Origin of the sequence: Caballeronia terrestris (genome assembly GCF_001544515.1) — a bacterium.
GTDB classification, from domain to species: Bacteria; Pseudomonadota; Gammaproteobacteria; order Burkholderiales; family Burkholderiaceae; genus Caballeronia; species Caballeronia terrestris.
The window spans coordinates 154,713-180,112 of record NZ_FCOL02000009.1; the positions used below are offsets into that span (position 1 = coordinate 154,713).

20 protein-coding genes and 1 pseudogene are annotated in these 25,400 nt (G+C 60.9%); 8 read left to right on the top strand and 13 right to left on the bottom strand.

Translation table 11 applies throughout. The features are described 5' to 3' along the window. The first annotated feature begins 198 nt into the window (after positions 1-198). Positions 199-651 (top strand): GDP-mannose mannosyl hydrolase, encoded by a 453-nt coding sequence (locus AWB67_RS10915; RefSeq protein ID WP_087656254.1) that lies wholly within the window; start codon positions 199-201, stop codon positions 649-651. Positions 652-656: 5 nt separating this feature from the next. On the opposite strand, the gene galU is transcribed toward AWB67_RS10915, so the two are convergent. After that, the gene (galU, locus tag AWB67_RS10920) at positions 657-1,619 is read right to left on the bottom strand and encodes a UTP--glucose-1-phosphate uridylyltransferase GalU (RefSeq protein WP_087656255.1); all 963 of its coding nucleotides are present in this window, start codon (positions 1,617-1,619) and stop codon (positions 657-659) included. Between the two features lie 241 nt (positions 1,620-1,860). Here galU and AWB67_RS10925 point away from each other — a divergent pair, with 241 nt between their 5' ends. Both AWB67_RS10925 and AWB67_RS10930 read left to right on the top strand, forming a co-directional pair. Then, positions 1,861-2,901, top strand: coding sequence for a GlxA family transcriptional regulator (locus AWB67_RS10925; RefSeq protein ID WP_087656256.1), 1,041 nt, complete (start codon positions 1,861-1,863; stop codon positions 2,899-2,901). Positions 2,902-2,924: 23 nt separating this feature from the next. Continuing rightward, entirely contained in the window at positions 2,925-3,506 is a 582-nt protein-coding gene (locus tag AWB67_RS10930; protein WP_087656257.1) for a phosphatase PAP2 family protein, read from the top strand. A gap of 6 nt (positions 3,507-3,512) precedes the next feature. Here AWB67_RS10930 and AWB67_RS10935 read toward each other — a convergent pair whose 3' ends face one another. Together AWB67_RS10935 and AWB67_RS10940 are read right to left on the bottom strand one after the other, a co-directional pair. Further along, positions 3,513-4,442 carry a LysR family transcriptional regulator gene (locus AWB67_RS10935; RefSeq protein ID WP_087656258.1) on the bottom strand — a complete coding sequence of 310 codons (930 nt, stop codon included), beginning with the start codon at positions 4,440-4,442 and terminating at the stop codon, positions 3,513-3,515. A 102-nt stretch (positions 4,443-4,544) separates the two neighbouring features. Continuing rightward, on the bottom strand, positions 4,545-5,570 hold the full coding sequence (locus tag AWB67_RS10940; protein WP_087656259.1) for a glycosyltransferase family 9 protein: 1,026 nt from the start codon (positions 5,568-5,570) through the stop codon (positions 4,545-4,547). Positions 5,571-5,906: 336 nt separating this feature from the next. On the opposite strand from AWB67_RS10940, the gene AWB67_RS10945 reads away from it, so the two are divergent. From AWB67_RS10945 to AWB67_RS10960, 4 genes are read left to right on the top strand one after another with little or no spacing between them, the layout of a single operon-like run. Continuing rightward, positions 5,907-7,328, top strand: a complete 1,422-nt coding sequence (locus tag AWB67_RS10945; protein ID WP_087656260.1) for a UbiA family prenyltransferase — start codon at positions 5,907-5,909, stop codon at positions 7,326-7,328. A gap of 3 nt (positions 7,329-7,331) precedes the next feature. Next, positions 7,332-8,648 carry an FAD-binding oxidoreductase gene (locus AWB67_RS10950; RefSeq protein ID WP_087656261.1) on the top strand — a complete coding sequence of 439 codons (1,317 nt, stop codon included), beginning with the start codon at positions 7,332-7,334 and terminating at the stop codon, positions 8,646-8,648. Next, entirely contained in the window at positions 8,645-9,382 is a 738-nt protein-coding gene (locus AWB67_RS10955) for an SDR family oxidoreductase (RefSeq protein WP_087656262.1), read from the top strand. Before AWB67_RS10950 ends, AWB67_RS10955 begins: the two co-directional genes overlap by 4 nt. Then, positions 9,379-9,807 (top strand): GtrA family protein, encoded by a 429-nt coding sequence (locus tag AWB67_RS10960; protein ID WP_374729811.1) that lies wholly within the window; start codon positions 9,379-9,381, stop codon positions 9,805-9,807. The genes AWB67_RS10955 and AWB67_RS10960 overlap by 4 nt, the downstream gene beginning before the upstream one ends. 12 nt (positions 9,808-9,819) lie before the next feature. Here AWB67_RS10960 and AWB67_RS10965 read toward each other — a convergent pair whose 3' ends face one another. From AWB67_RS10965 to AWB67_RS43335, 7 genes are all read right to left on the bottom strand, one after another. Further along, positions 9,820-11,706: a polysaccharide biosynthesis protein gene (locus tag AWB67_RS10965; protein WP_087656264.1), complete on the bottom strand. Its 1,887-nt coding sequence runs from the start codon at positions 11,704-11,706 to the stop codon at positions 9,820-9,822. An 11-nt stretch (positions 11,707-11,717) separates the two neighbouring features. Further along, on the bottom strand, positions 11,718-12,752 hold the full coding sequence (locus tag AWB67_RS10970; RefSeq protein WP_087656265.1) for an MraY family glycosyltransferase: 1,035 nt from the start codon (positions 12,750-12,752) through the stop codon (positions 11,718-11,720). 58 nt (positions 12,753-12,810) lie between these two features. Next, positions 12,811-13,770: an NAD-dependent epimerase/dehydratase family protein gene (locus AWB67_RS10975; RefSeq protein WP_087656266.1), complete on the bottom strand. Its 960-nt coding sequence runs from the start codon at positions 13,768-13,770 to the stop codon at positions 12,811-12,813. Beyond that, positions 13,767-14,615, bottom strand: coding sequence for a glycosyltransferase family 2 protein (locus tag AWB67_RS10980; protein ID WP_087656267.1), 849 nt, complete (start codon positions 14,613-14,615; stop codon positions 13,767-13,769). The genes AWB67_RS10975 and AWB67_RS10980 overlap by 4 nt, the downstream gene beginning before the upstream one ends. A gap of 1,868 nt (positions 14,616-16,483) precedes the next feature. Further along, entirely contained in the window at positions 16,484-16,945 is a 462-nt protein-coding gene (locus AWB67_RS10985; protein WP_087656268.1) for a hypothetical protein, read from the bottom strand. Positions 16,946-17,812: 867 nt separating this feature from the next. Beyond that, positions 17,813-18,286 (bottom strand): hypothetical protein, encoded by a 474-nt coding sequence (locus AWB67_RS10990; protein ID WP_087656269.1) that lies wholly within the window; start codon positions 18,284-18,286, stop codon positions 17,813-17,815. 696 nt (positions 18,287-18,982) lie between these two features. Next, the gene (locus AWB67_RS43335) at positions 18,983-19,351 is read right to left on the bottom strand and encodes a hypothetical protein (protein ID WP_374729812.1); all 369 of its coding nucleotides are present in this window, start codon (positions 19,349-19,351) and stop codon (positions 18,983-18,985) included. Between AWB67_RS43335 and AWB67_RS39495 the strand changes: the two genes are divergently transcribed. After that, positions 19,259-19,498, top strand: a complete 240-nt coding sequence (locus AWB67_RS39495; RefSeq protein WP_125477575.1) for a hypothetical protein — start codon at positions 19,259-19,261, stop codon at positions 19,496-19,498. The genes AWB67_RS43335 and AWB67_RS39495 overlap by 93 nt on opposite strands. Positions 19,499-21,072: 1,574 nt before the next feature. Here the strand turns inward: AWB67_RS39495 and AWB67_RS11000 are convergent. The 3 genes and pseudogenes from AWB67_RS11000 to AWB67_RS11010 all read right to left on the bottom strand — a co-directional run bounded on the left by AWB67_RS11000 (position 21,073) and on the right by AWB67_RS11010 (position 25,353). Then, positions 21,073-22,074 carry a ParB/RepB/Spo0J family partition protein gene (locus tag AWB67_RS11000; RefSeq protein ID WP_125477576.1) on the bottom strand — a complete coding sequence of 334 codons (1,002 nt, stop codon included), beginning with the start codon at positions 22,072-22,074 and terminating at the stop codon, positions 21,073-21,075. Between the two features lie 428 nt (positions 22,075-22,502). Continuing rightward, positions 22,503-24,010: pseudogene (locus AWB67_RS43340) on the bottom strand (integrase catalytic domain-containing protein). Positions 24,011-24,696: 686 nt separating this feature from the next. Then, positions 24,697-25,353 carry a hypothetical protein gene (locus AWB67_RS11010; RefSeq protein WP_087656272.1) on the bottom strand — a complete coding sequence of 219 codons (657 nt, stop codon included), beginning with the start codon at positions 25,351-25,353 and terminating at the stop codon, positions 24,697-24,699. Positions 25,354-25,400 lie beyond the last annotated feature (47 nt).

A 25,400-nucleotide genomic window follows, 5' to 3' on the forward strand; every position in this document is an offset into this window, starting at 1 on the left:
CGCAAGAAACCTGTCTCGCCAAAGCGATCTTTCGGCGTATTTCGCCAGTGCCCGGCACGGGTGTTCGCTTTCGACGCGCGTTACACTCGATTCACCCGATCGCGGCGTCGGGACACACAACATACGCAAGAAGGCGCGGCCAAAGCAGCACCGGGGAGGCCGACGCCTGGGCACACACATAATTACAGCGGAGCAAAGATGCTTAGCGAGACGGATTTTCTGGACGTCGTCCGGCTCACGCCACTCGTCTCGATCGACCTGATCGTCACCGACGGCACGCGGCGAGTACTCGTGGGACAGCGGCGCAATCGCCCCGCTCAGGGCACGTGGTTCGTGCCGGGCGGGCGCATCAAGAAGGACGAATCGATCGACGCGGCGTTCACGCGCATCGTCAACGACGAACTCGGTGTGGCGAGCGTAGAGCGGTCGTCGTCACGGCTTTACGGCGTGTTCGAGCACCGCTACGGCGACAATTTCGCGGGCGCGCCCGGCATCTCGACGCACTACATCGTGCTCGCCTACGCGATGAACCTTTCCGGCACCGTGCCGATCGGTCGCTTCGACCAGCACAGCGAGTACGCCTGGCTGCTGCCCGACGAACTGCTCGGGCGCGAAGACGTTCACGAGAACACGAAGGCGTATTTCCGCTAGGCGACTTAAGCGATCGCTTCCGACAAATCGTCGTCGTTGGCGGCGTGCGCGGCCACGCTGCCCGCTTCCACCGCCGCCGCGTTCTCCGCCGCAAAACGCGCCGCGAAATGCTCGCGCAGATACGCGTCGAACTGTGTCGCCACTTCCGGGTGGCGAAGCGCAAATTCGACTGTCGCCTTCAGATAGCCGAGCTTGCTGCCGCAATCGAACCGCTTGCCCTTGAAGCGATGCGCGAGCACCTGTTCGTGCGCGAGCAGCGACTGGATCGCGTCGGTCAACTGGATCTCGCCGCCCGCGCCGGGCTTTTGCTTGCGCAGATGCTCGAAGATGCGCGGCATCAGCACATAGCGCCCGACCACGCCGAGATTCGACGGCGCCGCTTCGGGCTCCGGCTTTTCGACCACGCGCGAAAGCTTGAAGAGGCCATCGGCCCAAGGCTTTCCGTCGATCACGCCATACGAGCGCGAATCGTTCGGATTGATCTCCTCGACACCGATCACCGACGAATGATAGTGATCGAACACCTCGACCATCTGCGCGAGTACCGGCGGCTGACCATCGATGAGATCGTCGGCGAGCATCACGGCGAACGGCTCCTCGCCGATCATCCGTTCCGCGCACAGCACGGCGTGCCCGAGCCCCAGCGGCTCGGCTTGGCGCACGTAGAAGCAGTCGACGTGACTCGGCTTGATGCTGCGCACGAGGTCGAGCAGCGCCTGCTTGCCGCGCGCCTGCAGCTCGGCTTCGACTTCGTACGATTTGTCGAAGTGATCCTCGATCGCGCGCTTGCCGCGGCCCGTGACGAAGATCATCTCCGTAATCCCGGCGGCGATCGCTTCCTCAACCGCGTACTGGATCAGCGGCTTGTCGACGATCGGCAGCATCTCCTTCGGACTCGCCTTCGTCGCGGGCAGGAACCGCGTGCCGAGACCCGCGACCGGAAATACTGCCTTCTTCACCTTGAGCATCTGATCACCCCGTCGATTGTGTCGCGGCCTTCGCATGCGAGGCGGCACGAGGATTATGCGACGCGCCGGCAAACAATAATTCGTCTGACCACTGGAACGGCCAGCTTATTACTCGAATATCGAAACCATCTGCCAACACCTCGTCATTTTCCGACTAGCGTGGCGGCGTCAGTGACTCGCCGCGTATAGTGCGTCGCATACGGATGACTTCCCGATAAGCGGTTCGCGCTGGAGACTGTCGATGGGATACGGGAATGGTATGGGGCGGCTGCAGGTCGTGCGCTCGCCCGAATCCGATGCTGCGCCGCGTGACATGGCCAAGCGCATCGGAATTCTGATTTTCGAAGATTTCTCACTGGTCGAGGTCAGTTCGATCTCGGAAGTGTTTTCCCTCGCCAACCAGATTCGCAAACCGGCCGCGAACGGCACGGCAAGCGCCGATGCGCCGAACTACTCGCTCCTGTTTCTTTCGAGCGATGGCGGCAGCGTCGCGAGCAGCTGCTCGATGCGCATCTGGACCGAGAGCCTCGAAAACCGCTGGATGAACGACTGCGACGCGCTCTTCATCGCGGGCGGTCAAGGCGCGCAGCACGCGCGGCACGACAGCGTGTTGAGGAAGCGCCTCGGACGCGTCGCGCCGAAGATTCCGTTCGTCAAGGCGATCGGCGAAGGGTCGCAGATTCTCGCCGCCGCCAATCTCACGCTGCAAAACCGCTCGCTCGATTTCGCCGAGGAGCCTGCGGCTGCGTCCGCGCTCGCGAACTCGCTCGTCATCGCCGAACAGACGCTGACGCTCGACGATCCCAAGGGCCCGATCGCGGCCGCCCTCTCGATCATCAAGCGCGACTACGGCGCGGCGGTCGCGCGCGAAGTGTCGGAGCGCTCGATTCCGGGCGCGTGGCAAAAGCTCGCGACCGTCCTCGACGATACCGACAGCGGCGGCGTGCGCCAGAAGATCGACGCGGCCGCGCGCTGGATCCGCGAGAACTACGTGCGGCCGATCACGATCGCCGATGCGGCGCGCGTCGCCGCGATGAGCGAGCGCAATTTCCTGCGCCGCTTCAAGGCGCAGATCGGGTTGACGCCGTCGGAATATCTGCTGCGCGCGCGGCTCGACGCAAGCTGCATGCTGCTCGCCGCGACCGACCTGCCGGTGGACAAGATCGCGCGGCGCTGCGGCGCGGGCAGCGGCGACGGCCTCGCGAAGATCTTCCGCAAGCGCCTCTCGATCTCGCCGACCGAATACCGGCTCGCGGGACGACGCAAGCTCGACGCGCCATGACGAGCACACGCTGACGGGATCGCATGCTTCATACGACCTGGCTCTCCAACCTGGGCGATGCCGGCCTCCTCCTGCCGCTCGCGCTCGCGTGCGCGGTCTGGTTGCGCGTGACCGGCAAGCATCTTGCGCTGCGTTGGCTGCTGTCGCTCGCGGCGGGCATGGCGCTCGTCGGCGTCACGAAGTTTCTTTATGCGGGCTGCGGGCTCGAATTCGAATCGGTGCAGTTTCGCGTGATCAGTGGACACACGATGCTCGCGGCATCGGTCTGGACCGTGTCGCTCGCGCTGCTCGCGTCGGGCGCGCGTGCCGGGTGGCATCGCCTGGGCGCGGTGTGCGGTCTGGTGCTCGCGGCGGCGATCGGCGTGTGCCGGATTGTCGAGGATGCGCACACCCCCATCGAGGTGCTCGCCGGCTGGTTGCTCGGCGGCGCGATCGCGCTGCTGTTTCTGCAGCGGCTTTTCAGCGAGCCGCGCCGCATGCCGCGCGCGCTGTTCGCGGGGCTCGGGCTGCTCGCGGTATCGTCGATCGCTTACGGGCATCGCGCGCCGTTCCAGGCGATGTTCATCCACTACTCGCCGTGGCTTTGTCAGCGGCTCGGCTTCTGAAGAACGTCAGCGTGACTCGCTGCACGCCTTGTCGGCCTGCAAGGAAGGCAGGCGCGCATACAACGCCGCCAGCCAGTCGATGAACACACGCACCCGCCGCGGCTGATGGCGGTTCGCCGCATACAGAATCGACACCACGCGCGGATACGACGGATACGCCTTCAGTACTTCCCGCAATGCGCCGCTCTTCAGATGCTGTTCGAGTGTGTAACTCGATCCCTGGATCAAGCCGAGCCCTTCGAGTCCGCAAGCAAAGTACGAATCGGCATCGTTGACGGCGACGAGGTTGCGCATCGCGATCACGCGCGTCTCGCCACCGGACACGAACTCCCAGTTGCGCACGCGACTATTGTTCAGCACGTAGCCGACGGCGAGGTGATTATCCAGATCGTCGGGCGTCTGGGGCTCGCCGTACTTCTCGATATACCCCGGCGACGCGCACGTGATCTGCGAGTAGCATCCGATGCGCTTCGCGACGAGCGTCTCGTCGACGACCGCTCCCACGCGCACGACGCAGTCGAGCCCTTCTTCCACGAGATCGACCTGCCGGTCGGTGAGATTCAGCTCGACGGTGATGTCGGGATAGCTCGCGAGAAAATCGGGCAGCGCCGGGATGAGCGTGCTCTTCGCCATCAGCGCGGGGAGGCTCACGCGCACTTTGCCCTTCGGCGTGGTCTTCGATTGCGAGACCGCCGACTCCATGTCGTCCACTTCGCCGAGCACGCGCACGCAGCGCTCGTAGTAGGTCTCGCCGTCTTCCGTGATGCTGATGCTGCGCGTCGTGCGGTTGATGAGCCGCGCGCCCAGATGCGCTTCGAGTGCCTGCACGGTGCGCGAGACGCTGGCGGGCGGCAGGCGCAGCGCGTCGGCGGCGCGGGAGAAACTGCCCGCTTCGACGACGCGCGCAAACACTTTCATCGCGAGAAACCGGTCCATGCGTGAGTTCCGTTGTTGGCGCGCGCGAGCGTCGCGGGCTGGCGCGCAATGGTTATGGTCGGGAATCAACGACGATAGTACGACGCTTCCATTTAGCCTGCGTCAGGGCGCCAGGCTGAAATCGCGTGAAAGCAGCGTTGTATAGGCGCGTTCGAGTGCCTGAAGATCGGTCGAGCGTGCGCTCGCCTGGATGCCGTCGAGGCCCGGCAGCGGCACGCTCACCGCGTGGCAGTTTGCGTAGTCGCGGGCTCGCATCGACGGCGGGATCGTCGTGAAGAAGCCGGTTGTCGGTACGTCGAAGCCGGCTGCGACGTGCAGCGCGGCCGTGTCGGACGTGACGACGTACCGCGCGTGCTTGATCCACGCGAGGAAATCGGCCGTATCGGGCGCGAGTGATGCGACGTCGGTGTAGTGCGGGTGATCGACCTTGGCGAAGCCTGCAACCGGTACGCCGAACTCGCGCCATAGACGATCGACGAGTCGCGCATGCATCGATGGCGGGATGCTTCGGACAGGCGTGGTCGCGTTGGGGCAGAAGAGCACATAGCTGCCTTGTTCGCTCTCAGGCAGCGGCAGTGTCTCCAACCAGCGATTGCGCTTATCGTCAGAAGGAATATCCGACGGCGCCACGCCGAGCGCCCACAAAAAGAAGTCGATCATCGGCAGCGTGGCGAACGCGGGCCAGAAGAGATGATTGCCGATGTCGATTTTCAGGTCGCCTTGCGGGAGCGAATCGAGCGCGACGGGCAGGTCGACCATCGTCCCCAACGCCGGCGCGGCCAGTTCATAGAGACGCTGAACGTAGCGCGGCGCACGCGCCGGCCGATACAGCGTGATGCCGAGCGACGGATGGCGCTTCCTGATCGCGAAAAGCGCGGTAAGTCCGATGATCGAATCGCCGAGCGTCACGCCCATGCCGTTGATGACATGTAGGTTGCGTTGCGAGGCGTAATCACAAGCGAAAGCGGCGATTCCCGCGTTGAGGACCGCCGGAAGTGGTCGAAAACCGGAAGTGAGCGCATCGGCGACTTCAAGGTCGTAAGGCGCGACGATCTCGCCATCCGCCGACAAAAGCGAACCCGCGTGCGTCAACGCGGAAACTTCATCGAGCGTATTGGGCTGTGCCATCTCGTTTAAGCCGAATCGGCAAATTTGTCGCATCGAACGGGCAATTATGCTCCCGGAACGGTAAATCAGCGTGAAAAGCCCTTCGATTTGCGCCCTTCCGCCGAAACCGCGCGCGATTTTTAATGACGCGAAATTTGATCGCTTACGGTGCATGAGTGTCGCGGGAGTTTCGTATGTTGGTTGACATACGGCCCAGTTCGCTTCTTTGTGTCCAACCGCACCCAGGGAGCCAATTCGCACAGCCACAATGGCCCGTGCTTTCCTAAGCGCAATTAAACGCACACGCCCGTACGATTTTCAGTCCGATCTCATTCTTCACACTTAACGGCGGATCGAATGAGCAAACCCATCGTCGTCGATCTGGACGGCACGCTGATTCACTCCGACGTTCTTGTCGAGAGCGGCTTTGCCTTCCTGAAGTCCACGCCGCTGCGCTTCTATCAGCCGTTCCAATGGCTCGCGAACGGCGGCAAGTCCGCGCTCAAGACGCGGCTCGCGGAGAACGCCGACATCGACGTCACCGTGCTGCCCTACGACAAGCAGGTGATCGACTGGCTGAGCCACGAGCGCGCCGCCGGGCGCACGCTCGCGCTCGCGACCGCGAGCCACGAAAGCTTCGCGCGCCGCATCGCCGAGCATCTCGGCATCTTCGACAAGGTGTTCGCCACCAACGAGCATACGAACCTGTCGGCTAACGCCAAGCGCGATACGCTTGTCGCGGAGTACGGTGAGAAAGGCTTCGACTACGTCGGCAACTCGCATGACGATGTGTCCGTGTGGCAGTCGGCGGATCGCGCGTATGTGGTGAATCCGCATTCGGGCGTCGAGCGCGCGGCGCGCAAGCAGGGCAACGTTGAACGCGTGTTCGAGAACCGGCCGCCGTCGCTGAAGGTGTGGGCCAAGTCGCTACGTCTGCATCAGTGGCTGAAGAATGTGCTGATCTTCGTGCCGCTGCTCGCGGGGCATCACGTCGCGGAATTGCCACTCGTCGTGATGGCGCTGATCGCGTTTCTTGCGTTCGGGCTCTGCGCGTCGAGCGTGTATCTGCTCAACGATCTCGTCGATCTCGACGACGACCGGCATCATCCCGTCAAGCGCAATCGGCCGCTCGCGTCCGGCGCGATGCCGCTGATATGGGGCGTGCTGCTCTTCCCGATACTGCTGATCGCGGCGTTCACGCTCGCCGGAGTTTTCCTGCCGTGGCGTTTTTGCGCCGTGCTGGCCGGGTACTACGTGGTGACGCTCGCCTATTCGCTCGCGTTCAAGAAGCAAGTGATGATCGACGTAGTGCTTCTGGCGGCGCTCTATACGGCGCGTATCATCGCAGGCGCGGCGGCGATCAGCGTCAACCTGACGTTCTGGCTGCTCGCGTTCTCGATGTTCCTTTTCCTGAGCCTCGCGCTCGTCAAGCGCTACGCGGAGATTCATCTGATGCAGAAGGAAGGCCGCACCTCGGCACGCGGACGCGGTTATCTCGCAAGCGACCTGCCGCTGCTCGCCTCGCTCGGGGCGTCGTCCGGCTACTTGTCGGTGATGGTGCTCGCGCTCTACGTGCAGGATGTGAACACGGCGAGACTCTACAGCCATCCGCATGCGATCTGGCTCGTGTGTCCGCTGCTGCTCTACTGGATCAGCCGGACGTGGATCATCACACATCGCGGCAACATGAAGGACGATCCGATCGTGTTCGCCGCCCGCGACGTGACGAGCCTCATCGTGGTTGCGTTGTGCGGCGTCGTTTTCTGGTTGGCGACCTGATCGATGGCAGCACTGCTTTCGTGGGGCCGCTACCCGAATTTTCCTCAAGAGCCGCATCCGATTCCCTGGCGCGACATGGCCGCGCGAAACTGGCACCGCGTGCATGCCGAGCACGGCACGACGCTCGCGTTCGGCAACGGCCGCAGCTACGGCGACAGTTGCCTCGCGGCATCGGGACACGTCGTGCAGACGCTGCCGCTCGACAGGATCATCGAAGCCGACTGGACGACCGGCGTGTTGCGCGCCGAGCCGGGCATCACGCTCGAGCAGATTCTGCAGGTCGCGATTCCGCGCGGCTGGATGCTGCCCGTCACGCCGGGAACCAAGTACGCGACGCTCGGCGGCGCCATCGCGAACGACGTCCACGGCAAGAACCATCACGTGCGCGGTACATTCGGCCGGCACGTACGCGCGTTCGCGCTCGCGCGCAGCGACGGCAGCCAGAGCGAATGCACGCCGTCGTTCAATGAGGAACTCTTCGGCGCGACGATTGGCGGCCTCGGGCTGACTGGCCTGATCCTCTGGGCCGAAATTCAGTTGATGCCGATCCGTTCGAGTTCCATCGACGTGACGAGCATCCGCTTCGCCAACGTCGACGAGTTTTTCGAGCTCGCCACGCAACTCGACGCCGAGCATGAATACAGCGTCGCGTGGGTCGATTGCCTGAGCCGCGGCGCAGCGCTCGGGCGCGGCATTTTCATGGTGGGCGATCACGCGAAGCACGGGCCCCTCGAAGTCGCGCGGCGCCGCAAGCGAACGATGCCGCTGACGCCGCCGGTCTCGCTCGTCAACAACCTCACGCTGCGCGCATTCAACGAGCTTTACTACCGGCGGCAACGCAAGCCGTCGGTGCAGTCGCGGGTCGGCTACGACGGCTATTTCTATCCGCTCGACAGCCTGCTCGAATGGAACCGCATCTACGGGCGGCCGGGCTTTCAACAATATCAGTGCGTGGTGCCCGCCGCCACCGCGCGCGATTCGACGCGCGCGATCCTGGAGCGGATCTCGGCGAGCGGCACGGGATCGTTCCTCGCCGTGCTCAAGCGCTGCGGCGATGTGAAGTCGCCGGGGCTGCTGTCGTTTCCGATCGAAGGGACGTCGCTCGCGCTCGATTTTCCGCAGCAGGAATTGCGCAACGGGCCGCTCTTCAAACAACTCGACGCGATCGTCCGCGAAGCCGGTGGGCGACTCTATCCGGCGAAGGACGCGCACATGAACGCCGCCGATTTTCGCGCGGCTTATCCTCAGTGGCAGCAACTCGAGTCGCTGCGCGACCCGGCGATGCTGTCGCGCTTTTGGGAACGCATGATCCAGTCATGAAGAATATCGTCATCGTGGGCGCCACATCCGCCATCGCCATCGCATGCGCCCGCCAGTGGGCGGAGCAAGGCGCGCGCTTTTTCCTCGTCGCGCGCAACGGGGAGCGGCTCGAACAGGTCGCCGCAGATCTGAGCGCGCGCGGCGCCGTCGCCACCTGCCATCACCTCGACATCGACAAGCTCGACGAGCATGCGTCGATCGTCCAGCGCAGCGTCGCGGAATTGCAGTCGATCGACATTCTGCTCGTCGCGCCCGGCACGCTGCCGGACCAGCAGGCGTGCCAGAACGATGCGGCGGTCGCCGTGCGTGAGTTCAATACGAATGCGGTATCGGTGATCGCGCTGCTGACGGTCTACGCGAACGTGCTGGAGGCGCAGCGGCATGGCGTGCTGGCGGTAATTTCGTCGGTGGCGGGGGATCGCGGGCGGCCGTCGAATTATCTTTATGGCAGCGCGAAGGCTGCACTGTCGGCGTTTCTCGAAGGATTGCGCGCGCGGCTGTTCAAGGTGAACGTGCATGTGCTGACGATCAAGCCGGGCTTCGTCGCTACCCCGATGACGGCTGGCTTGCCGCTGCCGGGGCCGCTCGTTGCGACCGCGGAGAAGGTCGCGCAGGACATCGTCAAGGCGATCGACAAGAAAACGAACGTCGTTTATACCCCGTGGTTCTGGTGGGGCATCATGTCGATCATCCGCAACGTGCCGCAGTTCCTGTTCAAGCGGGCGTCGCTATGAGTCAAGTTCAACCGATGCCGCCTTCGATGACGCGCTCGCGACTCGTCGTTCTCTATTCGATCTTCGCCGCGATTTCGATCGCCGCGAATCTCGGCTCGCAGAAGCTCTTCGTGATGGCCGCGCATATCCCATATGCGGTGGCGATTTCGGTGTTGGTCGGGACGGCCGTGGGGCTAGCCGTCAAGTTCTTCCTCGACAAGTTCTGGATCTTCCGCTTCGAGCATCGCGATATCGCGCACGGGATACAGAGCTTCATCCTCTATACCGCGATGGGCGGCGCGACGACGCTGATTTTCTGGGGCTTCGAATTCGGCGCCGACCATGTGTTCGGCACGGAAGCCGCGCGGCTTACCGGGGGCGGCGTGGGGCTCGTGATCGGATATATCGCCAAGTATTGGCTGGACAAGAAATTTGTTTTCGCTTGAACGGCGCGGCGCTCAACCGCCGCCAATCGCTTGCTTCACCGAAGGCACACTCTGCAAGCTGGGCGGCACCGCCGTCTGGTACTCCGGTACCCATCTACGCAAATCCCGCCGCACTTCCTCATCCGGCAGCACGCGATGCTGCATCAGCCACGGCAGCAATTCATCGAGAAAGTGATCCGGCACTTCACGCGCCCGCGCGATCCGCAGTTTCGGATGCGGCGTGCGCGTGGTCGTTTCATCGTCGGCGAGGAGTTCTTCGTATAACTTCTCGCCCGGCCGCAGCCCCGTGAACACGATCCGGATCTGCTCTTCCGAAAAGCCATAAAGGCGAATCAGATCGCGCGCCAGATCGACGATCTTCACCGGCTGCCCCATGTCGAGGATGAAGATCTCGCCGCCATGCCCCATGCTCGACGCCTGCAGAACCAACTGCGCCGCCTCGGGAATCGTCATGAAGAAACGCGTGATCTCGGGATGCGTAACCGTCACCGGCCCGCCCTTCGCGATCTGCTGCTGGAACTTCGGAATCACGCTGCCCGCGCTGCCGAGCACGTTGCCGAAGCGCACCGTCTCGAACTGCGTGCGCGGCGCCGATTGCTGGAGCGCCTGACACGCCATCTCCGCGAGGCGCTTGCTGGCGCCCATCACGTTGGTTGGGTTGACGGCCTTGTCGGTGGAAATCAGCACGAAATGGCGCACGTCGTGGCGAATGGCCGCGCGCGCGACGCGCAGCGTGCCGAGCACGTTGTTGCGCACTGCCTGCCACGCGTTCTGCTCTTCCATCAGCGGCACGTGCTTGTACGCGGCCGCGTGGAAGACGATATGCGGCGTGAAGCGCGACATCGTCTGGTCGAGCAGCAGAGAATCCTTCGCGTCGCCGATCACCGGGATCACCGACAGCCCTGAAAACTTCTCGTGCAACTCTTCGGTGAGCCGGTACATCGCGAATTCGCTTTGATCGTAGGCGATCAACTGCGCCGGCGAAAATCGCAGGATCTGGCGACACAGTTCGGAACCGATCGCCCCCCCCGCACCCGTCACCATCACGACGCGGCCGTGCAGCAGCGCCTCGACATGCGGCATGTCGATTTTAACCGGCTCGCGGCCGAGCAAATCTTCCAGGTCGATCTGGCGCACGCGGGAGAGGAACGCCTGGCCCTGCGTGAGCGGCGTGAGCGCCGGCAAAACCATCGCCTTGACGCCCGCGCGCACGCAAAGCGTCGCGACGCGCCGTTGCGCCTCCACCGATGCCGACGGAATCGCGATGATCGCGTAATCGGTTTTCAGTTGATCGGCCCAGTGCGGCAGCTCGCTGATCGAGCCGAGCACCTTGTGTCCGAGGACTTCTCGGCCGCGCTTGGCGGGATCGTCGTCCAAGAGGCCGACGAGACGCCATTCGCTCGAACGCGCCAGTTCGCGCACGAGGCTCGCCGCCGCGTTACCGGCGCCGAGCAGAATCACGGGCTTACCCTGCCCGACCAGGCCGCCGTACAAGTAGAACTCCTTCGTCGCGCGATAAAGCGCGCGCGCGCCGCCCATCGCGAGGAACAGCAGGATCGGCCCGACGATGAGAACCGAGCGGGGAATGATGGGGATCGGCTGCGCCATGACCGCGCCGACCATCACGATCAGCGCGCCCGCGCCGACCGCCTTCGAGATACGCATCAGGTCGGGCAGGCTCGCGAAGACCCACATGCCGCGATAGAGACCGAATACGCGAAATAGGATGCCGTAGACGGGGAGCACCCAGAGGAGCGCGTGCAGCGCGCTGGACTGGAAGTGAGGCGGCACCGTGCCGTTGAAGCGGATCAGATAGGCCGCGATCCACGTCCCCGCGACCGCGACGAGGTCGAATGCGAACGCGCCGCCCGATAGCCATGAAGCTTTGAATCGATTCATCCGCGTGGACCTCAAGGTTGTTCGGAAGGACGGGACTGATGACGCCGCCAGGAAACATCGACGACCGCCCCCGCTGCCGCGACCACAATTGCCCACCCTGCCACCGCGCACCACTGTCCGAGTGGCGAGAAGCCTAATGCTAGATTAGCAAGCAGTATGCCGACAAGCATCAGCAAATACCACGCCAACGCGGTGCGCGCGTGGCCCATGCCGAAACGCACCATCCGCTGATAGTAATGCTCGCGGTGCGCCTGCCAAAACTTTTCCCCGCGTGCGAGGCGCCTCAACAACGTCACCGATGCATCGGCGATGAAGGGCGCGAACACGAGTGCCGGGAACCACACCGGCCAAGTGCCCTTCAACCAGCCCCAATAGCCGAGGGCCCCAGCCAGAAAGCCTAAGGGTATTGACCCCGAATCGCCAAGAAAAATCCGGGCCGGATGGAAATTGAAGAGCAGAAAACCCGCCGCCGCGCCCGCGACGGCCGCGCTGGCAAGGCCGAGATCGATCTGCGGAACGGGTCCGGCGAGCGCCGCCGCCGCGTAGCCGCCGAAGCCGAACAGCGCCATGCCGCCCGCGAGGCCGTCGGCTCCGTCCATGAAGTTATAGAGATTTACGAGCCACAACATCAGGAATCCGACCGCCGCCAGCGCCCACCACGGCACCGGCGCAGGATTTAGCACGATCAGCACGGCGACTGCCAGCAAATGCGCGGCGAAGCGGACTCTGGCCGGGAGGCCGCGGCGGTCGTCGATCTGCGAGACCGCGGAGAGAAAGGCGGCGCCCGCGACGGCCAGCCACATCGACGGCGCGACGATCAGCATCGCGAGAACCGCGACCGGCACGATGCCCCAGCCGCCGATGCGCGGCGTCGGGCGCGTATGCAGCGAACGGTCGTTCGGGATATCAGTAGCGAGGCGCCATGCGAGGCCGGTCTTGAGCAGCACGGCCAGGATGAGCGCAGAAGCGACGAGCGCGAGCGCCGCGACGACAGCGGCGGAGGTCCACGGTGAATCGATCAGGAACAGCAACGGCGGGCGGGTCATTTCCCAGTATTTGTATGGTGGATGATCGTGTCGGCTGGGCCGATCTTTAGCTTGTTTGCTAGCGCGTGCCCCGGCGCGTCGCGAGGAACCAGCGCGCCGTGGCGGCAAGTCCCGCGTCGAGCGAATCCGGAGGGCGCCAGCCTAGCACATCTCGAATATACGTCGAATCGACACGAAGGCTGCCTGTAAGGCGATCGATCTGCGCGGTCTTGCCGGTTAGCCGGCCGGCGAATTTCAGGATATCGACCGGCATGGGCATTAGGCGCGCCGGCCTGCCGAGATGGCGGCCGAGGCTGCGCGCAAGGTCGGCGACGCTTGGGTCGTCGCCGTCGGTGACGTGGAAGGTTTGGCCGGCCGCGCGCGGATGCGTCGCAGCGAGGGCGAGCGCGTTTGCCAGGTTGTCGACGTAGCAGAGGCTTCGTCGCGCTGTGACGGAGCCGATCGGCAGCGGGATGCCCTTCGCGATCGCGTTCATCAGGCTCAGGAAGTTAGCGCGCACGTCCGGGCCGTAGACGAGCGGCGGACGCACGATCACGATTTCGAGGCCCGTGCGGGCGCCGAATTCCAGTAGTTTCACTTCGGCTTCGGCTTTTGAGACGCCGTAGGGGTCGGGCGGGCGGCGCTCATCGGTTTCCTTTAGCGGGCGGCCGGGGTCCAGTTCGGCGACCGCCTTGATGCTGCTCACGTAGACGAAGCGCGTGGCGCCGGCACGGACGGCGGCATCGGCGGCTCGCAGCGAGCCTTCGACGTTTGTCGCGCGGAAGGCGGCGAGCGGGTCGGTGTCGACGTCGCGCATTACGTGGACGCGGGCCGCGGGGTGGATTACGGCTTGGACGTCGGCGAAGGTTTCACGGGTGATGGCGTCAAGCGATGCGATGCGTTTTGTTTCGACGCCGGGTTCGCAGGTCGTGTTCGGGCGAGCGATGGCGGTGACCGGCGTGCCCTGCTCCATCAGCATGCGCGTCAGCGCCCTTCCGACGAAACCGTTCGCGCCCGTGATCGCAATGCGGCCGGTCATAGCCACTTCCAGCCGAAACGGTTGAAAAACCTGTACGCGGAGGTCACGAAAAGCTTGATGTGCGTCCAGCCTTTGCGTGCAGCATCGCCGCCGTGGTGCAACACGCGCACCGATGGAACGTACGCGACGCGCGCGATTTCGTGCGTGCGCAGGCTCAGGTCGTAGTCCTCGAAATAGAGGAAGTAGCGCGGGTCGAAGCCACCGAGCTTTTTCAGGACGTCGGTGCGGAAAAGCATGAAGCAGCCGCTGACGATGGGTGGGTCCCAGACTACCTCTTCGTCGCCGATTACGTCGCGCATTTCGTAGCGGGCGAGACGGTTCGCGAATGGGGCGCGCAGGCGCGAAGGGAGGAAGCCGCGGGCGAAGAGGTCGAAGACGGTGGGGTAGCGGCGGCAGAGGAATTGCTGGCTGCCGTCGTCTTCGAGAATCAGCGGGGAAAGGACACCGACTTCGGGGTGCGCGTCCATGAAGGCGATTGCTTGAACGAGCGCGTCGCTTTCCAGTTCGATGTCCGGGTTTAGGATCAGGTGGTAGCGGCTCGATGTGCGATCGATGGCGAGATTGTGGCCTCGGCCGTAGCCGACGTTGCCCTGGCCTTCGATGACGTTCGTTTGCAGCCGGGCTTCGTTGGTGAGCTGCGACCAGTCGATGCGTTCATCCGTGCCGTTGTTGATGAGGTACAGCGGCGCGGACGTGGCTTGATTCGACTTTAGGAAGCGATCCAGCGCAGTGTCGAGCGTATGCAACGTACGCTCCAGCATCGCACGATGCGGCCGGTAGACGACGAGAGATACGCTTATCAATCGAGCTGAGCCTGCGTTGACGGATTGTGGGTTCAACTGCATCCTTGAAGACGGAATTTCTGGGCTTGCCGCGGTCGTTGTCTGGACGACGAAAGCCGACATTTTCGCTGAAATGAACCGCTCGTAGCAAACAATTAGAGGGTTCATGCCGACGCGGTAAGTCGTCGCCGCAAAAGACGGCGTGAGAATCCGCGTGATATTCCATTTCGCGCTTGTCTCCAGGCGTTGCTCGAGATCGCCGAGCTCTACCTCAGACGAGCGCTTAGAATCGTGACAAGCCGCGATTGCCCTATTGAGACATCGGACTAACGCATGGACTTCCGCTCGATCGTGCCAGAAGCGATCGCCGCGGCTGGGACATCATGTGAAACGAAGGACGTGCGTCTAGCGGCGCGTATGAAGAAAAGCAGGAAATTTCGGAAAATGCACTCATCCGGCGGTTCAACTGGCGCGGAGAGCAGCTTTACGCGGAAGCAACTGATGTAGTGCAATATTCGCAAGTGTGGCGGAGCGGATCTCGCTGATCTTGCGTCATTAGGCGCTGGACTGAAGCCAGGTCGGTAGATTCCCCGCTATTCTCTTCTTGCTTTAAGCCAAGCGTTCAAACGGTGGCATAATAAAGAGGTTATTGGGGCATTGAGGAAACGGCCCCACCTAGATAGCAACACAGCCGTAGTTAATCGCGTTGAACAGAAACAGTCAGTTCTTCCACCGGAATAATGAGGTCGGACCAAGCCATTATGCGCTTCTCTGTGCAATCGATGCCTGATGCGCTCGAAAACTAGATAGAGGGGAGTCGGTAAGCACGTTGAGAGGCAATGCACGCGTGCAATCGTGGAAGCACGAGCAAACAGCTTCCCCGACTTTGCACACTCCACCCCGCACACAAATTCACCATTTAGAAAAAGAGTACAGCGCCGATCTATTGACGCGCTTGGGCGAGGCCGCTACCCTCCTCGACGCCAGCGGAGCCTGAGTGCTACCGAACACGCGCCTGTTATGGCTGCGAGCCTTCAACGAAAACAAGCAGTGACTGAGGATACGTCCGCGCGGACGCTTATTACATATCCCCTCGGATTCGTCTCGGCCAAAAGATATTGCTAACGTCACCGGTAATGGCAGATGCCACAATTCCAGCGCCGCATTCCTATGAGGTGCGGTTCCACCAACCGACTAATCGATCGACAAGCCCTCGTCATCGCGCAACTAATCCGGTGGGTAGTCAATTGGAGTCAACAAATAACCCACTTCAGCGCGGAATTGGTGTCGGCGTGATTGGAATGCGCCACAGAAACGGATCCGTCAACGTCACGGATACGAGCCGCAACAGTTTATTAATCAAACCAACTTACAGCCATGATCCCGCCGATAGCATCCGGACGTCCAGCGGCAACTTCATCGCGCACTACCTCGCTAGCCGTGCGATCTGCGACTTGACGTGTAACCATATCGACAACTGACGATCGAGATACTTTCGAAACTTTGTGTCGTCGTTTCGTGCACGGCGAGTAAAAGTATGCGCTGTTGCATGCCGCCAATGGCCGAAAACAAGCACCGTATCGTTTCGCTTTAGCGGACACAACCAATTCGGTTGATTGGTCCATACCGTGGCGCAAGTGCGCTCTCCTACCGTCGAGTCAAGAGCATATGACTGCGCCGATGACGGCTCGAAGTTCAAAACATACAGCAAGCGCCCATGAGTTTCTATGGTCTCAACGTTAGACACTCGGCCCACAAGGGCGATGGGAAAAGAGGCCGCAGTCTGAACTAGCCAACGATAAGCCGCAAGGAACCGCTCTTCTTCGTAATAGAAGTCTGCCCAATTCACCGACATCCCATTGAAGACGAATTCTAGACGGTCTCGAAGAAAGAGATTGCTCGAGCACAACGCGCCCAATTGAATAACACGCTTAGCCGCATTGATGTATGCCGACAGGAAACAGCGAGAGTCGCTTGAAAAAAACGCGCCGTCGCTTCTTCCCGCCTTTTCTACTTCGCGAAAAATCGCTGAACGAGTTATGAGTTAGACGAATGTCGAAATTACGCATATCATCAATCGCAAGGAGGCGAAAACGATATTGGCCTCGTTCGAGGGCTTGCAATAGACCAAGCGAACGACGAGCGATGACTTTGAGTTGCTCCTCGACGTTGAACATGCAGCGCTCGTTATGCGCCGCGTTCGGAAGCAAGCGGAAATATGCCTTGACTAGGTAGGTCCTTCCTCTACATTCGCGTGCGTGCTGCGGAACGTAGCTCACAGGCGTACCGCAATACATACATCTCAACGACGGAGCCACGGGAAGAAAGTCGATCGTCTCGGCAGAGACTTCTTGTCCGTCCATTGTTGCAGCTACCCACATCTTTGCAGCCATCTCCTTCCCTCCTTTTTTGTTTGCGCGGCTTTGACTATCGGGACCACTTGACCAAACCCTCAATCTCTTACCCAAATGTGTTTGCTCCGGCGCGAGGCAATTGGGTCTCAAAAACCATGCGCACCACGAGGCGCTCATCTGAACGACTTTCAGGGTAGGAGAAGTCGCCGGCGAGGCCGCGACGGCGAGGCCGCGACGGAGAGATTTGCCTATCAACCTTGAAAAGATATGCTCCAAGCCTTGCGCTTTTCTTCTCCGCGCGATACTGACTGTCACGATAGGCGTCGGCTCACGGCTGCACGGCTCCGATATCCTTGCCGGTCATCAGGGTGGCAGTTACACACGCAACATGCGCATGCCGCTTTTTCAACAACGACGATATGATGTCTCGGGTACCGGGCGTGCATCCGCTCTCGAAAGTCGAACTGCCTGGAGTTTTCTATCCATCCTTCCCGTCGGCCACACAAGCGTAGGTGACTGCGGCGTTGAGTGACTCGCCTCGCCGACGCGCGATCAACGAAGAAATGGCACCATCAAAAGGCGTCGCGTCGGCCGATTGCCCACGGCGCGGCAGCGTCCCAAAGGTCGAGGTGTCGAAAGACTATCCGCTTGAGGGAGGGCCCTTCTGCCAACGCGGGCCAGGACGCGAATACGGTGCGCGCAGTAAGCGGATATGAGCGAGTGCCCAGACGAGTGAACCCGCTAGTTGGCCACAGCCACTCGTCAATTGATGTTTTGTGCAAACCACGCCAGCCGGCGTGGTTTGCACGATCAACGTCTTTCAGCGCGGACACTGGTTTGGCATCGACCAGATGGCCGGATTCAACGCCGAATCGAGCCAATAGAGGCAACGTTCTCGATGCGCAATCATGTCGATTCGTGGTCACCTGCAAAGCACAGGTGTCCGGTGACAAACAGAGCGACAGATGCGGCGCAGAGCAACACTGTTTCGACGATCGCGCGTGTGTCCCAGTTCTTGGTCGACTGAACGAGGTAGCACGCGCCGATCACCGAGAAGGCGCTCAGCATGTGGGCAAAGCGCCGGTTCAGGCGCCGTTGAGCGGCATTGGGTGATGCGACAGACTGCAGCCCCCTGACCAAACGTTCCGCAAAGCCAAGCCTCGAGCCCAGGACAAGCTCGGCTTCCGGCGTGCCTTCCACGCGATAGGTGACGCCGTCTACCGTAACGCTAGTCGACGTGCGGCGCTCGCTCCGCTCGAGCTCGGCAAGCAACGCAGTCAAGCGCGGCGGCAGAATAAGCCGGGATGATGCCCGAACGACAACGCGGTCCGTCAAGATCAACCCGCACGCATAGCGAACTTCCAGTACGGCAATTTTCATAAAGCCTCCTTGGCTGAGAAAGTAGCGGCTTTCGGCGATGTGCCGAAAGCAAGACTACGGTGGTGAAATAGAACAGCGGTGAATACGGCGGGACGCATTGCTGGTCACGCAGTGGGGGCCGGCGTGGTGCCGAGATGCTGAGAACGGATCGACGAGCAACGTCCGGCGACCACGGGTACGCGGGCGTCGCCGTCTAGCAGATATCGGTGTCCGTGCGAGCCAAAGCGTTTTGTCCCTGACGAAGCCGCGCTTGTCTTGCACGAAAACACGAAGGACGACCCGGCTTGAAGACCAGTGCTTGAATACAACGATGAACAACGATGGCCTGTCGCTCAGTGAGCTCGCCTGCGACCCGGTACAGCGATCTCCCTGAGGGGCCGGTATCGAAGAAGTGGCACGCGCACGTCAGCCGTGCGTTGCTAGATCGATGCGTAGATACGCGGTGGGTCGAACTAATATAAAGCGCCCATCGGACGGTTTTGCGCTGGAAAGCTTCGAAAAAACGCCGTCTTTTCAGTTTCATCGCAGATGTCGATGTCACAGTGCGGGTGGCTCGAGCGGCAGTTGTCGTTCGGGGGCTATACGGCTAGGTTGGCCCGACGCCGTGCCGCACACAACAGTCGAGGATTCACTCGGGTTTTCACGTGACGGCCGCAGCGCTGCGATACAACGAAACAGCGACTGCGGGCGGCGATATCACGGGCGCGAGCGCCTGTGTGAGCAAGACCAGTCGATATGCGAAGCGAGGGTATCCGCATCCAAATAGCGCCGATGCGTTGTGCGAAAACGGTTCAACCTCGTGCGCAAGAAGTAGTGCAAGTCCGGCAACGTCAAGATGCCATCAGGCACAGTCGGATGAAGACTGCAGCCCGCTTCGCCGAAAACGGCGATACTCTCGACCGGACATTCCTGTTGAGATAGCACCAAGCGCAAGTGCCGCACGGCCGGCTTCGCTCGACGCAGCGGCGACGTATGAACCGTCACGCCGCCGAGGTCGTCGACGACGGCGAGTTCATCTTCGCTGGTCCACGGCTTGACGAGGCCCGTCCAGTCGAACCGGTTCACGACGAAGACGCCAAACGGCGTGATTGCGAGGCAATCAACCAGCGTTATTGGGTTCTTGGTGCCCGGTGCGTGTTCGAGTTCGATTGCAGGGCGCAGATGCACCCGGCCATCGCACGCACGCTCAAAGATGGGCACAATGCGCATTAGCAACGCGCGGCTCACGCGTTGACGGTTGCCCGCCCCGTTGGTCGCTTCTGTGCTGCGGGAATGGCTGAAACTATTGTCAGCGGCGGAGGTCGTCTCATTCAACAGATCGTGTGTCGACATTGCGTCTTGATCGTGCTTTTTCATTCTGTCCCTCGGCTCTTGTTAATAGAATGGACTTTCAAGGAAGCTCATCGCTCGCCGCTTGCGAGCTCATCTGCAAGTTAGGCCGCCTACCGCCGGACCACGTCTACTGGCGCAGCTCGACCGGGCATCATTTAGTGACGCGAGCGGTAATAGGCGAACATGAAGATGCGTAGGTGCGCTAGGAAGCACCGCCGGGGGAACCTACGCGCACTGACACTCATGCGGCTCACTCTCCAGCAGCAACCTTCGCAATGCCTTGATGCGTTGCTGCTGAGCCGGAATGAGGCAAGTCTTCCGCTCGATTCGCTCTAGCCGTATGAGCCAATAGGACTGAGGCAGGTACGCAGGTATAGACGGGCCATGAGCACCAGCGACGTGACGAATCACCGCTTCAAGATGTCGGATTTCCGCATCCGCGCACCGAGCGGGCAGTTGCACCGTCGGGGACTGCTCGTTGAGGGCAGGCGGACTTTTCGATCGCGCTAGGTCTTGCCGGAGGGAATGCTTGGGCGCTGCACGCACTGGCGTGAGAGTGCGTTCGCGTTCGGACGTGTGTTCACTCGAACCGCGAATATGGGTGGGTCTCGCTCGTTGCGGGGAATGCGCGTGGCACAAACGTTTCTGTATTGGCATGTCTGCAATGATCTGGTTCGGACAAATCCAGCATGCCTGCTACATCAAGAAGTCAAGGCGACGCCTTGGCTAGGCGACAGCCGGTCGCAGAAGTCGAAGTGACGTGTGCCAAGCGCGGGTGCACACAGCAGAAAGCTCTCGCCTTATGGATCGATCGTCGAAATGACGCGAAATAAGGAGGCCGCGCCATGGCAAGGGTCCCTTAAGCCTACGAGGAAAGTCGGCCGCGCTTAGCGGTTCGCCGGCGTGGACGATGTTGCTTCGAAAAACTGCTCAACGCATTTCTCGCTTGCCGAACGTTCCAAAGAATTAGATACGCAATACCTTGCTCGGAAGGTATGGATCCTTCCTTCCATCGTCCCCCGACATGATAGGCTGCGATAGACAACCGCCACGCCATCACTACGTCGTTAGGGTCACTACATGCTTAGACTGCGCACGGACAGTTCGGCACGGTGATAGGCGCCCGAGAGGATGATGATAGAGCGCAATATCAGAGGGTGGTTGTCGAGTCTCATGAATCCTCGCGCCTTCGCCTGCCGATATCGAGCTACAACGGCAGGCAGTGAGCGGGGGATGCGACGAATTTGTCGGGCAACACACCGATCTCGCGAACGATCCGAACGCAAGCGAAGATGGACGCACATTCGTCAGCCGCGATATCGAGGGCGAGTACGGCCGTGACCGCCCTTGTGCCTTTGCGACAGCGACGGCGCGCGAAGTCCCCTAGGCCCCTAGGCCAGTTGACGTGAGTCCGGTCCAGGGAAAGAGTCTAGCGTCGGAGCACGGCGGATGGATCAGGATTGACGCGGCCGGAATGTACCGGGCAGGCGGTCCAGACGCGGCATAATGGGGCGCGGCGTGCCGAATATTTCGCGCATCAACTCGACGTACTCCACGTCTGTAACCCGCTTCTTCAGAACCTTGCTGATTGCCTGCTCGATCTCACGGCGGTATCTGAGAAGCAATATTGGATCTTTACATTCGATAACAAGCCGATTCGGACCTCGTCCCTTCTTTATCCGGATACGCCTGAAGGAGCTCGCCGGCCGAATATTTTCGTCGTTTAGTTCCGACAAGATGTTGTCGGCAGTGCGCCCGCCAACATCGTACATAGAGTCCTTATATCGCGCCCGTAAAAGTAGTTCGTCGAGGCCGAGTTCGCGCTTGAGCGCGAGCAGTTTTCGCCCGACGGAAAACGTGAACTCCTTCTCACGAAATAGATGGCGGATTGAATCTGGCAGCTCCCGGATGGCAACGGCGTCGCTGATATTTCGTCGCGATATACTCAGTGCCTTCGCGCATGCACTGAAACTGTCCCATTCTCCTTGAGTCACACCCAAGTGATATCGATCAGAAATGTTTTTGGGAAGATCTAGCGCGCGGGACACGATCTTCTCTGGATCTTGTCCAGACCATCGCAGCATTTTCTTTGACTCCAGCGCTTGACCTTTGACGATACTTAACACTGTCTTTTTCGAGTGCTTTGCGCCGGAAGCCCCACTTCGCTCGATGCGGCCTAGTACCGTGCTAAGGCCATCGCGACGGATCGTGTGGCGAATAACGCGGACCGTATGGCTGCTGATGTCGATGTGATCTTCGAACAAGTCAAGAATCTTCTCAGGTAGTTCGTGGAGCTGCATCGCCAATGACAAGTCACCTTGACTGACGCCCAGAGCATTCAATGCATCCAGTTGCGTAGTCCATTTTCCTTCAGCGAGTCCTTGGTGATAGAGCTGCGAGAGTCGCCAGCAACTACGACGGCTGATCAATCGATAAGGCCTTTTGGAATTGCTCATTATGGTCTCCTTCAAATCGAGCGACCGGATCATTGCATACTGGCAGGATGAATGGGCAACTATTTTTTCCAATTACAGTTGGAATCTCATAATCAAACACGAAAGGCGTATGAAAACATGCGTCTTTCGCTTTGGCACGGTGAAAAGAGGTATAAAAACCCCTCTTTTCGCTTATGTCAGTCAGTCACTGCACTGCCAATAGCCCCACGCGGATCGACCGGACGGCAAGCGTTCGTATTAGCTTGCGGGTGCAACCGATCGGCATGACGCATGCCGGGCGGCGACAATGGTTTTGTCCGGTCGTGTTGCCTCACGAAGGAATGTTACCCGACGGATTGTTGTCGTTTCGTTTTCCTTCCGCCTTTCTTTCTTGGGTTGCCGGGCGCGCAGCGCCCGGCCCCTCCTGTCTTCAACTTCTCCAGAGGAGTTCACGCTTCAGCCGATGCTTCAGTAGCCTTGCGCTGGCTCCCCAAGACCATTTCCCTCACGTGTTCGGCGCGCCATGCTCTGACCCGGCGCTGCAGTGTCCGTAACTGTGCCTTGTTTGCGTATGCGTCCGGTATCATCGTCGCCAGCCGATCCATTAATTGCTTGGCCGGAACAGTGGGTTCGGCGACGAGCCACCCTTCAATAACCGGCCACGCGTCGGCAAACGGATCTACCCGACTTCTCCACCAGTGCTTTGCTTTGGGCTACTTCCGGTGCGTCGGACGTGCTTCGCCATCTCTCCATGCCGCAGTGAGGCTCGTGAGGAACACGGCAATGTCTGATTCTTCCGCTGGCGCTGCTTCAGCACGTATGCCCTGGGCCGCGAACTCGCTCAATATTTGCTGAGCCATTCGCACCTCCTGCAGTAGCCGCACAGGGTCAAGACCTTCGAACTGTGCCTTCAGTTTCTCCTTGATAGCGGAGTCGATGCTGTCGTGCGCCAGAAGCCGATCGCATGGTGTGGCTGACGTCAGGTAGACCTTGTGCACGCGCGCGCCGTCGCGCGACTTTGATTTCAGCTTGAATGAGGGCTGGAAGTAGTTAGTGTAGAGCCGTGATGACGCGTACAGCTGCGCCAGTGCGTTTCTGGCGTCGGTACCGCTCAGACGACCGTAACCGCAGGCGCCGCACGACGGAGCCGTTCTTCTGCTTCACCCAGGCCTGGTCGTTCTTCCTGTAGGCTCTCGAGCGCGTCTGAACCAGACCGCGGCCCTTGCAGTAGTCAAGGACGCTTTGATTCATGAATGCACTGTCGTTGTCCGAGTCAACGCCAAGCATCGCGAATGGCAGATCGGCGGCTACTTTTTCAAATCCTTCGATCACGAGCATCTGGTTACGGAACCGCATGGCCGCACATTCTGTCCAGCCGCTGGCGATGTCCGTCAACGTGAGAGTGTGGACGAACTCCCCCCTCTGATTTCACCCCGCTACAGTGCTCGACCATGTCAATCTCGAAGAAGCCCGGTGGCGGATCGCGCCAGTCGGCGAAGGTGCGCACCGGGATGCTGCGTCGTATGGCTGAGCGCACACCCGTGCGCCGTTTGCGCTGCCCATCAATGTGCGCACGCGCATTGGCCAGCATGCGATCGATGGTCGCCGCGCTGACCTGAAGCAGTTTGGCCTTGATGACCGGATCCAGGTCGAGATGACCGTGCCGCTCCATGGCATCAACCAGCTTCGGGATTAGCGCCTTCAGTCGCTTGCCGCAAACCCGGTCGGCTGCTTCCCACAACACCGTCAGCGCCAGACGTACCGCCTCGTCGTACAACCGGTTGCGCTCGTACGTTCCCCTTGCCGCACCGGGCTTTTCCCGTAGCAGCCGGATGGCGTGCTTGCGGTGATACCCGGTCAGCGCCACGAACTCGTCGAGAATCTTGATCCGGTCACTGAACGTCGCGCTGCCATACCGCAATTGCAGTGCTGCGACCAACTCCTTGCGTGTCGTCATGCTGATTCGCCTCGTCACCTCGCGCCGCTCCTGCCGGACAATCCGGCTGGTAGCAAACTACGTGAGGCAACAGGTCAGCACGAGTTGCAATTCAGATGAGTCAATGCGCCGGCCAAGATGAATGTCGGTAAACCGGACGTCCTGCTTGACGCTGTCCAGCATGCCGCTTGCGCTCGCCTACGAGTCGCGTTACCCTCACTCAACTGCAGTTCTCTCAAGGCACGCTTCCATCCTAGCGTCGCCGTCACAGCCCCCCTTGCTTTCCTCGTTGCACCCCCATTCTTTGTGTTGTACCGCTAGACCCGGGCCGAAAGACTTCATCCTGATAATTCCACTTAGTTCGCGCTCCCACGGAACCCAGGTCCTTGATTCTAAACGGATATCAACTAAATATTGCGAAATCAGCTTGGTGCAGCCAGTTGCTCAAAAATCGCATCGGCGGCTTACAAAATGCTTCCTCACACGCATGTTGCCGCGTAACGTTCTTAGTTAGTCGGGATGCCATGACGAGCCACCAACTGCGCCGTGTCGTGACGGACGACATCGTCAGCGGCGAGACCTAGCGAATCTCCGAGTTCATGCAATGGTCGGAGAGTCGGCCGGTGCTCGAGACTGCGCCGATGTAAGCACCGACTCGGCCAACCATTGCGCGCGCGGCGCTCGTCAGGCGCGAAGCCGTTACATGCCTACGCCTCAGCCACTTCCTCGTCCCAATCACGACACCCCTGCCGGATGCGCGCACTGATTTGGTTGACATCGAAGAAGGACCACTGCACTCCAACGAACGGGGCATACCTTTGTCGCAGGAACTGATCGAGTTCGTGCAGTTTCATAATTGAAGGGGGAAGGTCGAAATCGATCTTGCAAGCGTCGTCGGTTGTGATGGCGATGGCCTCGACAGGGCATTTAAGGTCCGCCAAAAGCGCGGATAGGAAATGCACGACTGGCCCGGCTTGCCAAAGAGGACATCGAATTGCGTGCGCCGTGTCGGACTCGGTGACAAGCAGCTCATTTGCGTTTGTTGTCAAGCTTAGGGTACCAACCGACCGAATGTGCGTGACGACAAAGACGCCGAAGCGAGTAACAGCCAGGCAGTCCGCGCCTGCCGCCCCGCCGGAGAATCCCAGACTGGTCTGAACCATCATGTGTTCGTGCAACGCATAGTGGTTCAATAGCAACGGAGCGAAAATTGCGCGAAGCTTGCGCGAGAACTCGGCGTATTCGCGCCGGCGTTGCCTAAGCGAAGGCTCCTTTTGGTAACCCTTGGGGTACCCGAGGTACGCCTGCGTTGGAAAAAAGGCGGTAGGCTGCGTTTGAGCGTGCGAGCGGGATCGTCTTGACATTGCAAAGCTCCAGGTCTGCGGTGATCACTAGCTTTCGATTTATCGTT